Below are 11,283 nucleotides of genomic sequence, written 5' to 3'. Positions count from 1 at the left end.
GTCTAAAATTTACATTACTTTGCTTTTAAGAGTCTTGTCAGCGTCTTTTTGTTCGCTCTTCAGTCACGTAGCTACGGCTACGCTCGTTCATCGCAAACAAAAATCCATCAGACAATCACTCTCAAAGTCTGTATCATAAGTAAGTCATAAATTTAAACAATCTCTAAAATATTATCTCGATTTACAGATAATTTCACATTTTTCCTTCGTCACAATAGGAAAAATATCCTCCATGGGTGATGATTATATGGTCAAGCACCCTTATGTCAAGCAATGCTCCTCCGTCGCGCAGCCTACGCGTAAGCGCATCATCCTCCGGACTGGGACGCAGATTGCCAGATGGATGGTTGTGCACGAGTATTATTCCGGATACCATATCACCGCGCTCCATGACCCTTTTGAATATCAGTTTCGGATCCACTACGGTAGCGGCAGTGCCGCCGCTGCTTATCTGCACACGGTCGACCACACTGTTGTTGCGCGACAGCATTATTATCCAGAATTCCTCATGATGAATATGCTGGAGCTGCCGACGCATGAGGGCATACACAGTGTCGCTCCCCTTTATCACAGGCTTACGCTCCACCTCCTCGTCACGACACCGCATGCCAAGCTCAAATGCCGCAAGCAGGCTGATTGCCTTTGCCGGACCGACCCCCGGATTATCGCGCACAATCTCACGCACAGAGCGCGAGGCGATATCCGACAACTGACCGCCATAACGACGCAACAACTCCTGGCTCATAGTCAGCACCGACTTCCCGCGCATGCCGTTGCCGAAGATTATGGCCACAAGTTCGGGTGTCGACAATGAGCCGATACCGTCGCGCATGGCCTTTTCGCGCGGACGGTCGGACGGCGCGATATCCTCGATAAGGATATAGTCGCGCACTTCAGGCTGAGGAGATTCCATATGAAAAGTTATGATGTATATGTAGATAATAACGGCAGTACAGAGCTATTTACCGCGACGCATGTCAATCTCTTCCGCGATGTTACGCCCGCGTCGGAGCAGTATCTTTGTAATGTACGCCTTCAGGAAACCACACCCGTATCCACCGAGCTGTATTATGCTTGCGGGGACGGCAAGAGTGGCTATTTTCACCGAATGTGTCGACACAAGAGCGGCTACCCATATGGCGAGCAGATAAAGGGCCAAAGGGAGCAGAAACCATGGTGAGACGAATATGCCGAGAAGAATCAGGGCTATGGCTCCTGTAACTGCCACTGCCGGCAGCCAGTGCACAAGTTTGAGCGAGTCGGGATACAGAAGATAAAGTGTGATACGCGACATACCGAACACATAGACCTGACGCATGAACTTGCGGAAATCCACACGCCGCTTATGATATACCGGAGCACTGTGTATCAGCCCTATTGAAAAGCCAGCATTGCGTATACGAGTGCTCATGTCTATATCCTCGGAAAACATCTCGCGGAATCCCCCTACCCGCTCGTACACCTTGCGCGAATATCCCATATTGAATGTTCGCGGAGTAAATTTTTCCAGACTTATTTTTCCGCCGCGTATGCCTCCCGTAGTAAGAAACGATGTCATCGAATGGTTGATTGCCTTCTGGGTGGGAGTAAACGAGTCGTGGGCGGCATCAGGGCCACCGAAGCAGTCGAGAGGACGCTTCTTCAAAGCATCGTCGAGATGCCGGAAATACCCCTGTGGAATCACACAGTCGGAGTCGAAAAATATAAAATACTCACCCGACGCACGTTCCATGCCATAGTTGCGCGCAATTGAACGTCCTTCATTTGACTTGAAATAGTATTTTACATCCACACTGTCGGCATAGCGCTTCACCACGTCATCACACGGCTGCGACGAACCGTCTTCCACGATTATTACTTCGAAGTCGGTAAATGTCTGTTGCGAAAGGCTTTTAAGCAGATCATCGACTTCGTCAATACGATTGTATACCGGTATAATTACAGAATATTTAGGCATTGTGAATGAGAAAGGTCAATATGAGGTATTCAGGTATGGGTTGCAGCCTCGCAGTCAGTCCATACGGTTTTTATAGTCATCGTAAGTGTAATGACGCAGAACCGAGCATTCACCTGCGGCGTCACACCATACGATATCAGGATGCTGTATGCCGTTGAACATGGTAGTCTTCACGGTCGTGTAGTGGTTCATATCCTCCAGTGTAAGGATATCGCCTATCTTAAGCGGCACCGGGAAAGTCCAGTCATCGACAAAATCGCCACTCAGACAGGAGTTGCCTCCGAGCCGATAAGAAGGCAAACCTTCGCCCGGCTCCACACTCTCTGTTATAGCCGGCTTGTAGGGCATCTCCAGACAGTCGGGCATATGGCATGCAAACGAGGCATCAATAATAGCTGTCTTCACCCCCTGGTTCTCCACGACATCGACTACGGAAGTAATCAAATCGCCGGTGCGCCACATAAATGCACTGCCAGGCTCAAGGATTACTTTCAGCCACGGATAACGCTCACGAAACGCGCGAAGGAGTCCGACAAGATGCTTTGTATCGTAGCCCTCGCGTGTCATAAGATGGCCACCACCCATATTTACCCATTTCACCTGCGGCAGATACTTGCCAAACTGCTTCTCGAATGCTTCAAGCACCTTTTCAAGATCATATGATGTAGACTCGCACAGGGCATGGAAATGCAGGCCTTCGATTCCGGATGGAAGTGAATCACCGATCTGCTCGGCTGTAGCTCCGAATCTCGAGCCGGGAACGGCGGGATTGTATATGTCGGTCTCAATTACCGAACACATCGGATTTACCCTCAGTCCGGGGCTTACGCGCCTGTCGGGATGAGCGGCATTATACTCCTCGACATCCTTGCGAAACCGTTCCCACTGAGACAGGGAGTTGAAAGTAAGGTGGCTGCTACCGGCCAGGAATTTACCGATAGTGCCGGGAGTATAGGCCGGGCAGTAAGTGTGTACCTCTCCGCCAAGCTCCTCATTGCCGAGACGCATCTCGTTGAGAGAACTCGCCGTGGAGTTGCGCACATACTCGCGCACAACCGGAAATGTACGCCAAAGTGCATTGGCCTTGAATGCCATTATTATCTCTATTCCGGCATCGCGTGCAACCGAGGTAATCAGCTCAAGATTGCGGCGTATGCGGTCTTCATATACTATATAATATGGTGTGGTAAGCTCAGTAGCCTTCATATACTTATTGGATAATTCAGTTGTCGAGTATGGTAAATCGGGCGAACTTCAGAAGAAGTTTCTTCTCGCCTACGACATTGAACATAACGGTAATCGTAGGACTTGGCGCATTGGATGTGACGGCTGATATAGTGCCGACACCAAACCGTGAGTGCTCTATGCGCATGCCGACTTTCAGCGCCGCCACATCGTGGGTATTGCCGTCGGTCCGGGGACTATTGCCATCACCGGCAGGTGGGGATGACAGGTTGACGGGATGGATATTAGACTTTGCCGGCGCATCATCGACAAGAGGATGACGGAACGAACGGCGACGGTCGTCAGACATTCTGCCTCCAACCGAATCACGGTAATTATCGAGAGGATTTATGACACTGTCGGAGCGGGAGAACTCGCTGCCCGGAGAAACATACAGGTACCCCCTGTCAATGTCTCCAATAAAACGCGAAGGGCGTGTCGGGGCAGTCTGCCCGTTGCGGTAGCGGCTTGCAGCGTAAGTAATCACACAATGACGGCGCGCACGCGTTATAGCCACATACAGCAGCCTGCGCTCCTCCTCAATACCGCGCAATGTGTCACAGCTCATGGCCGAGGGGAAGAGCTCCTCTTCGACCCCGACTACAATCACATTGTTGAATTCCAGACCCTTTGCGGCATGGACTGTCATAAGCGTCACGGCCTCCCCGTTGCTGTCGCTCATATCCTGGTCGGAAGCAAGCGATACATTGGTAAGAAAATCGACAAGAGTTGTCTCCTGCGCCGCTTGCTCCATGCGCTCGCCGACAAATTCTGATATTCCTTGCAGGAGTTCAAGAATATTCTCCTGCTTTGAGATACTTTCCGGAGTATTGTCATGGATAAGAGAGGCAAGCATACGGGTATCCTCGACTATACTCCGGGCCACATCGTTGGCCGAGACATTGGCAGTGACCATTCCAACGAATTTCTGCACCAGTTCGACAAACCCCGTCACTTTCTTTACTGCGGCCGATTTCAGTCCGGTATCGTAGCGGTCGAGCGATGTAGCCACATTCCACATACTCACGCCACAGTGCATGGCAGTATGTATCAGACGGTTTACGGTAGTATCCCCTATACCTCGGGCCGGAGTGTTGATGACGCGCTTAAAAGCCTCGTCATCATCAGGGTTGACGGCCATACGCATGTATGCCACAACATCCTTTACCTCTTTGCGCTGATAGAATGACAGGCCGCCGTAGATACGGTAAGGGATATTGCGGTTGCGCAGCGACTCCTCAAGGCGTCGCGACTGGGAATTGGTACGGTAAAGAATGGCGAACTCATTATAAGGATCGTGGCTGCGCATCTGCATCTGCGACACCTTGTTGGCCACAAGTATGGCCTCTTCATAGTCGCTGTAGGCCTGTATGACCTCTATGCGTGAGCCGACATCGTTGCGTGAGAATACCTGTTTAGGTATCTGCTCCTTGTTCTTGGCAATAAGGGTATTGGCCGCATTTATGATATTCTGGGTCGAGCGGTAGTTCTGCTCAAGTTTGAATGTGCGCAATGCCGGAAACGACTTGTGCAGATTAAGTATGTTGCTGATATTGGCGCCACGAAACGAGTATATGCTCTGGGCGTCATCGCCCACCACACACAGAGCCTTTGACTCCTCGCAGAGCTGGCGTATGATTACATGCTGAGCGAAGTTGGTGTCCTGGTACTCGTCGACAAGCACATATCTGAAATACTCCTGATATTTCTTACGTATCTCAGGATTATCCCGCAGCAACACATTAGTATAATATAGCAGGTCATCAAAATCCATGGCCCCGGCATGGCGGCAACGCGCACAGTATACACTGTATATGTCGCCGAGCGCAGGGCGCTTCGCCCTCTCGTCGGCCGACATCCGGCCGGCATCTGACATATACATTTCTGGCGATATCAACGCGTTTTTCGCATTGGATATGGCGGCGATGACCGTCGCCGGCTTGTACACCTTGTCGTCAAGCTCCATATCACGCAGTATAGTCTTCACCAACGATTTGGTGTCGGCGGCATCATATATCGTAAAACTGCTCTTAAACCCTATAAGGTCGGCATTAAGCCGCAGCAATTTTGCAAAGATACTGTGGAATGTCCCCATCCACAGACGTGAGGCCACTGGCTCTCCGACCATCTGTTCGATGCGCTCGCGCATCTCTTTGGCGGCCTTGTTGGTGAATGTAAGAGCCAATATACGCCAAGGCTCATAGCCATGGCGCAGCAGATGCACAATCTTGTATGTGAGCACACGTGTCTTGCCTGACCCTGCGCCGGCTATCACAAGCTGCGGGCCATCATTGTAGACTACGGCGTCGCGCTGCTGGTCATTCAGCTGCAAAAGATAGTCATCCTCCCGGGTCATATTACTTCAAGATTGCCGGCAAGTCGCTGGCGCACTACTTCATATATGATGACTCCGGCCGCTACCGACACATTGAGCGAACCGATATGTCCGAACTGGGGTATGCTTACAAATGTGTCGCATAGCTTGAGCACCTCAGGCGATATGCCCACATCCTCGGCACCCATCACGATGGCTACCGGGCCGGTATAATCGGCCTGTGTATAGTTGATATCGGCTTTCTCCGACGCGGCCACAACCTTGTAGCCGTTATCCTTAAGGAAACGTACTGCTCCGGCAGCGGAACGCTCGCGACATACCGGAATATGAAGCAGCGCACCGGCGGAAGTCTTGACAGCGTCGCCGCCGACACTCACACTTCCACGCTCGGGAATCACTATGGCATCGACTCCGGCGCACTCGCATGTACGGGCTATCGCTCCGAAGTTGCGCACGTCAGTGATGCCGTCAAGCACGACCACAAATGGGAGCACGCCATCCTCATACAATTCCGGCACGACATGGTCGAGACGATGATATGTGACAGCCGAGAGCATAGCAAGCACTCCCTGATGGTTTTTCCTTGTAATGCGGTTGATTCGCTCGACAGGTACACGCTGCACGGGCACACGGCTCTGGCGCAACTTGTCAAGCAGCTCCTTAAGCAGAGCCTCGCCCTGGATATCCTTACGGATAAATACCTTGTCAATCTCTTTTCCGGCCTCAATGGCCTCGATTACGGCGCGTATGCCGAATATATAGTCGGTTGATTCCATTATGTTATTTTTAACTGTTGTTGCTTGCTCTTAATAGAGAGAGTGCGTTGGCGCGGGCGGCAGCGTCGACAGTAGAGCCACTCAGCATTACGGCAATCTCATCGACACGCTGCTCGCTGTCGAGCTGACGTATGTGGGTATGAGTAGCATCATCGTCGTCAAGTTTATACACCTTGTAATGTGCATTGCCCAAAGCCGCCACCTGTGGCAGATGTGTGATAGCCATCACCTGGATAGAGCGTGAGATATCACGCATCATAAGCCCCATACGGTTGGCCACATCGCCCGACACGCCTGTATCAATCTCGTCGAATATAATCGACGGCAACTGCATGCGGCTTGCGATAATGCTCTTCACCGACAACATAAGTCGTGAAATCTCACCGCCCGACGCAGTCGAACCTACAGGCATAAGAGGCTGATTCTTGTTGAACGCGAACTTGAACTCTACAGTATCCATGCCGGTCGGCGACATGTCGCCAGTAGTAATCTCCACATATGCGCGCAGATTCTTCATGCCGAGCGGAGAGGCTGTGTCACACAGCAACTTCTCAAACCGGCGCGCCTCCTCGGTGCGTCGACGTGTAAGCTCGGCGGCAATCTCTTTGGCCGAAGCCTTGGCACGGCGTGCCTCTTTTTCCAGCTCCTCGATTGTGTACGAACTGTTTTCAAGCGAGGACAGTTTCACTCTGAAATTCTCTCGCAGTTCGATAAGAGCCTCTATGGAACTGACATGATGTTTCGACTGCAAGGAATATATGTCGTTGAGACGCTGCTCGACGGCTTCGAGCTCATCGGGGTCGGCATTTAGGTCGCGGTCGAAATCCGACAGCGTGTCGGCTATGTCGCGCAACTCGATATGGGCGGTATTAAGCCTCTCTACGATATTGTCGGCATCGTCCAGCACCTGTGAAAGCTGCTCGCAATATTCCATAGCATCGCCCAGGAGAGCGATGGCATTGTTTGTGCCGTTGGAAAGCGAGTCAAGGGCTCCCCCAAGGGTCGACTTTATCTCGGTGATGTTGGCGAGCACGTCCCTGTCCTTTTCAAGCTGTTCCTGCTCGCCGGCCTCAAGATTCATGGCATCGAGCTGCTCGAGCTGGAAGCGTGTGAAGTCCTCGTCCTGGCGGTTCTGTTCAATAAGTTTCTTCGTATCGCGCAAACGCTTCAACGCACGCCGGTAGGCTATAAAACGCCGCGAGTAATCCGTCAGCAACTGCTCGTTTCCCGCAAGAGTGTCGATGATGCTAAGCTGAAACTCCGGAGACGCAAGCAGGCGGTTGTTATGCTGGGAATGGATATCGACCAGCAGCATGGCCACATGGGAGAGGAGATCGAGCGTCACCGGTGAGTCGTTGATGAAAGCTCGCGAGCGGCCTGCAGGAGCAATCTCACGGCGCAGGATACAGACATTGTCATCCCACTCGATATCGTTGGCCACACAGTACTCTTTCAGGCGCTTGTAGTCGTGAAGCTCGAAAGTGGCCTCGATTACCGACTTACGGCCGGAATCGCGCACAGCCTTCAAGTCGGCTCTCTCGCCAAGAATAAGCGACAGAGCCCCGAGCATTATCGATTTGCCGGCGCCGGTCTCTCCGGTGATTATGTTCAGCCCATTGTGGAACGTAATATCGACAGTATCGATAAGGGCGTAGTTTGATATATGAAGAGATCTTAACATAACGTTGGGGGTCTTCTGAGTGAGTCGCAGTAGCGCGGCTATTTATTTTTACCCTTCTTTATCATATCCAGGCGCTTTCCCTCGGTAGGATACAGACTGTAGAGCAACTCGTATACACGGTCGCGCTCATCCTGCGGAGCCTTGGAGTAGACATTTACGAGCTCGTCGAGCTTAGCATCCTTGAACATGGATATGCCTACTGACATCGGAGCCACCTTGCTTACATCGGAAAGTATATCAAGCGACTGGGTGATGCGCTGACGTCCTTTGTCGGGACTTACCGACATCTCGTCGAGACCTGTACGATGATAGGCATACAGCATGTCACGCAACTTCTGTGTCGAAGGTTCGGTAAACGCGTTGAGCACCGCCGCACGGTTTTTCGTATCCTCGAATGCTTTCCATCCGCCTTCTCCCGCCGACTGTGCCATCTGCACCACATTTTTGAGCATCTCCCAATACGGGTCACCTCCTCGTGGAGAGAAGCTGTCGAAGTCGATAGCGAGAATCAGGTAGACATAATAGTTGATTATGGCCGTAAGATTGCTCTCCATCGTGTTTTCCGAGAAAATCAGAGGCTCCCCTTGCGAATAGTCAAATTCAATCTTTGTATCCTTGAAGTTGATGAGCGTGGTGGTATAGTTGCTGTTGTATACCGGGCGCGACGACTGTATCTGAAGTTCACCGGTGATACGCGGGTCCTCGTAAGTCTTAACAGTAAGGAAGAGCTTGCACTCTATCTTTTCGTTTGTCGAAAACTGGGCGTTGGTCCACTTGCGGGTATTGATATACTCCGACAAAGCGTCCTGAAGGGTGGAAAACACCGCCGTATTTGTACCTGCCACCTGCGAATAGTCAATCTCGACCTTACAGTTGAGCTCCTGGGCCGCAGCCGACAGCGAGCCTATCGACAGTATGGCCACAGCCAGCACACATCGGAAAATGAGGAGAACACACTTCATATATCAGAGCGTAAGCATTACATCAAGAATATCGGCGGCCACCTCGTGCTTGTCCTTCAGCGGGAACGGTACAGAACGCCCGTCGGCAGTGTATACCGTAATCTTGTTGGTATCTGTCGAGAAACCGGCGCCAGCATCGCGCAGCGAGTTCAAGACCACCATATCGAGATTCTTGGATTTCAGTTTGGATATCGCGTTGTCACCTTCATGGTCAGTTTCCAGGGCAAATCCGACAAGCACCTGTCCGGAACGTTTGCGCTCACCCAGCGTGCGGGCGATGTCGGGATTCTTTACAAGGCGTATCACCGGAGGCTCATTGCCCTCACGCTTTATCTTTGTATCCGACGGATCAGCAGGAGCATAGTCGGCCACTGCGGCACACATGATGGCAGCATCGACATCGGAGAAAACTGACTCACATGCATCAAGCATCTGGCGCGCCGACTCCACACGGACTACTTCGACCGACGGTCCAAAATCATGTCTGATGCTTACGGGCCCACTCACCAGTGTGACTCTGGCGCCACGCGCCGCGGCCTCTTCGGCGAGAGCATATCCCATCTTGCCTGAACTGTAATTGCCGATAAAGCGCACGGGGTCGATGCGTTCATAGGTGGGTCCGGCAGTAATCAGTATGTGCTTTCCGGCAAAATCGCTACTCTGCCCGAAGAAACGGTCAAGCACCTCGACTATGCGTTCAGGCTCTTCCATGCGGCCTTTGCCGGTAAGGTGACTCGCCAGCTCTCCGGCTGTGGCCTCGATTATATGGTTGCCATACGAACGCAGCAACGCAAGATTGCGCGATGTCGACGGATGAGCCATCATATCGAGGTCCATCGCAGGCGCCACGAATATCGGGGCCTTCGACGAGAGATATGTGGTCACGAGCATATTGTCGGCCACACCATTGGCCATTTTGCCGATAGTCGATGCGGTGGCGGGAGCTATGACCATAGCGTCGGCCCACAGTCCGAGATCGACATGGCTGTGCCACTCGCCGGTGTTTGCGGTAAAGAACTCGCTTATAACCGGCTTGCCGCTGAGTGTCGACAATGTGACAGGAGTGATAAACTCTTTTGCATTGGGAGTCATCACCACCTGCACTTCTGCGCCGGCCTTGACCAACAGGCGCAAGAGCATGGCCGACTTGTAGGCGGCGATTCCACCGGTAATGCCGAGAATGATATGCTTACCTTTCAGATTCATTATTTGAGGCGCATTTTTATGGCAGTAATCACCTGTTTTGTATTGGCGGGGAACTCACCCTGCATCATCCAGGAATAATAGCCGATATCGCGGCGGAACACTTCCTCAACTGGCTGTCCCTTGTATTTCCCGAAATTAAACACTTCCGTGCCGGCATCATTGCGAATGATGCGTCCCATGAGGTCCACATTCTTATTCTGTGTCGAGAATTCGGCAAGATACTCGACATCGTTTTTCAGAGTGTCGTAGCAGTCGAGCTGAGCCTTCAACACTTCATATGTAGCACGTGTGTCGGCATTTGCGGAATGGGCTTCAGTAAGATCTTTTCCACAGTAAAATTTGTAGGCGGCGACAAGCGTGCGCTGCTCCATCTTGTGGAATATTGTCTGCACATCGATAAAACGGCGTTTTGACAGGTCGAACGCGATGCCGGCACGCAGGAACTCCTCGGTAAGGAGAGGCACATCGAAGCGGTTGGAATTGAATCCGGCGATATCCGCGTCGGCAAAAAGCTCCATAAGCTCTGCGGCAATCATGCCGAAAGTAGGCGCATCAGCGACATCGGCGTCAGTAATATGATGTATGGCAGTAGCTTCGGCCGGAATGGGCATACCGGGATTTACACGGAGAGTGCGTTCGATCTCCGAGCCGTCGGGCATGACCTTAATAATCGAGATTTCCACGATGCGGTCGCGCATGATGCTCGTGCCGGTGGTCTCGAGGTCGAAAAATACTATCGGGCGTGTAAGTACAAGATTCATTTTTAGAGCTTGTTTAATAATAAATATTACCGTCAGGGCGGTCAATCGTCGAGCATATTTTCGCTTGTGATGAGGGAGTTATGGGGTTTCATAACGACCGAGGCGCAGGCGGAAATATGCCGACGAATGGCCGACGAAAGGTAATTTGGGGCATATCGTTGATATATTTGTGCATTTGTTTCAAATTCAGCAAGAGATTGAGTGATTATAAAATTACCGTTTGCCTCGTATATCTTGGCCGCTTTTCAGCCTGTTCCTCAGTCATGTACATAAAGTACACTCCTTCGTCACATGTCGAAACCCGTCTCAACCCAATCGACCCTGACGGCAACATTTAGTATTAAAGAAGCTCTTAGAATTCAGAACCGAGCTGGGGCAGTG

9 protein-coding genes are annotated in these 11,283 nt (G+C 51.7%); all 9 read right to left on the bottom strand.

All coding sequences use genetic code 11. From position 1 onward, the window contains the following. Positions 1-193: 193 nt before the first annotated feature. Genes radC through K2I50_RS07725 form a run of 9 tightly spaced genes read right to left on the bottom strand, consistent with a single transcriptional unit; the run spans position 194 to position 10,902 of the window. Positions 194-913: a RadC family protein gene (gene radC, locus K2I50_RS07765; RefSeq protein WP_301025775.1), complete on the bottom strand. Its 720-nt coding sequence runs from the start codon at positions 911-913 to the stop codon at positions 194-196. Positions 914-958: 45 nt separating this feature from the next. Next, entirely contained in the window at positions 959-1,957 is a 999-nt protein-coding gene (locus K2I50_RS07760; RefSeq protein ID WP_301025774.1) for a glycosyltransferase, read from the bottom strand. A 54-nt stretch (positions 1,958-2,011) separates the two neighbouring features. Further along, positions 2,012-3,163 (bottom strand): carboxynorspermidine decarboxylase, encoded by a 1,152-nt coding sequence (gene nspC, locus K2I50_RS07755; protein WP_301025773.1) that lies wholly within the window; start codon positions 3,161-3,163, stop codon positions 2,012-2,014. A 16-nt stretch (positions 3,164-3,179) separates the two neighbouring features. Then, positions 3,180-5,537: an ATP-dependent helicase gene (locus K2I50_RS07750; RefSeq protein WP_301025772.1), complete on the bottom strand. Its 2,358-nt coding sequence runs from the start codon at positions 5,535-5,537 to the stop codon at positions 3,180-3,182. After that, on the bottom strand, positions 5,534-6,292 hold the full coding sequence (gene rlmB, locus K2I50_RS07745; RefSeq protein ID WP_301025771.1) for a 23S rRNA (guanosine(2251)-2'-O)-methyltransferase RlmB: 759 nt from the start codon (positions 6,290-6,292) through the stop codon (positions 5,534-5,536). The genes K2I50_RS07750 and rlmB overlap by 4 nt, the downstream gene beginning before the upstream one ends. Positions 6,293-6,302: 10 nt before the next feature. Further along, positions 6,303-7,973: a DNA repair protein RecN gene (recN, locus tag K2I50_RS07740; RefSeq protein ID WP_301025770.1), complete on the bottom strand. Its 1,671-nt coding sequence runs from the start codon at positions 7,971-7,973 to the stop codon at positions 6,303-6,305. Positions 7,974-8,011: 38 nt separating this feature from the next. Next, positions 8,012-8,935, bottom strand: a complete 924-nt coding sequence (gene porD, locus K2I50_RS07735; protein WP_301025769.1) for a type IX secretion system protein PorD — start codon at positions 8,933-8,935, stop codon at positions 8,012-8,014. Positions 8,936-8,938: 3 nt separating this feature from the next. After that, positions 8,939-10,141: a bifunctional phosphopantothenoylcysteine decarboxylase/phosphopantothenate--cysteine ligase CoaBC gene (gene coaBC, locus K2I50_RS07730; protein WP_301025768.1), complete on the bottom strand. Its 1,203-nt coding sequence runs from the start codon at positions 10,139-10,141 to the stop codon at positions 8,939-8,941. Beyond that, on the bottom strand, positions 10,141-10,902 hold the full coding sequence (locus K2I50_RS07725) for a 3'-5' exonuclease (RefSeq protein WP_301025767.1): 762 nt from the start codon (positions 10,900-10,902) through the stop codon (positions 10,141-10,143). Before K2I50_RS07725 ends, coaBC begins: the two co-directional genes overlap by 1 nt. Between the last annotated feature and the right edge of the window lie 381 nt (positions 10,903-11,283).

The sequence above is a fragment of the Muribaculum sp. genome (assembly GCF_029051885.1).
GTDB lineage: Bacteria > Bacteroidota > Bacteroidia > Bacteroidales > Muribaculaceae > Muribaculum.
This window is presented reverse-complemented; position numbering and strand designations above follow the sequence as displayed.

Excerpts from the sequence above, each read along its gene's own strand:
- porD (WP_301025769.1), bottom strand. The coding sequence starts at position 8,935 with ATGAAGTGTGTTCTCCTCATTTTCCGATGTGTGCTGGCTGTGGCCATA.
- K2I50_RS07725 (WP_301025767.1), bottom strand. The coding sequence starts at position 10,902 with ATGAATCTTGTACTTACACGCCCGATAGTATTTTTCGACCTCGAGACC.
- K2I50_RS07760 (WP_301025774.1), bottom strand. The coding sequence starts at position 1,957 with ATGCCTAAATATTCTGTAATTATACCGGTATACAATCGTATTGACGAA.
- nspC (WP_301025773.1), bottom strand. The coding sequence starts at position 3,163 with ATGAAGGCTACTGAGCTTACCACACCATATTATATAGTATATGAAGAC.
- coaBC (WP_301025768.1), bottom strand. The coding sequence starts at position 10,141 with ATGAATCTGAAAGGTAAGCATATCATTCTCGGCATTACCGGTGGAATC.
- radC (WP_301025775.1), bottom strand. The coding sequence starts at position 913 with ATGGAATCTCCTCAGCCTGAAGTGCGCGACTATATCCTTATCGAGGAT.
- rlmB (WP_301025771.1), bottom strand. The coding sequence starts at position 6,292 with ATGGAATCAACCGACTATATATTCGGCATACGCGCCGTAATCGAGGCC.
- recN (WP_301025770.1), bottom strand. The coding sequence starts at position 7,973 with ATGTTAAGATCTCTTCATATATCAAACTACGCCCTTATCGATACTGTC.
- K2I50_RS07750 (WP_301025772.1), bottom strand. The coding sequence starts at position 5,537 with ATGACCCGGGAGGATGACTATCTTTTGCAGCTGAATGACCAGCAGCGC.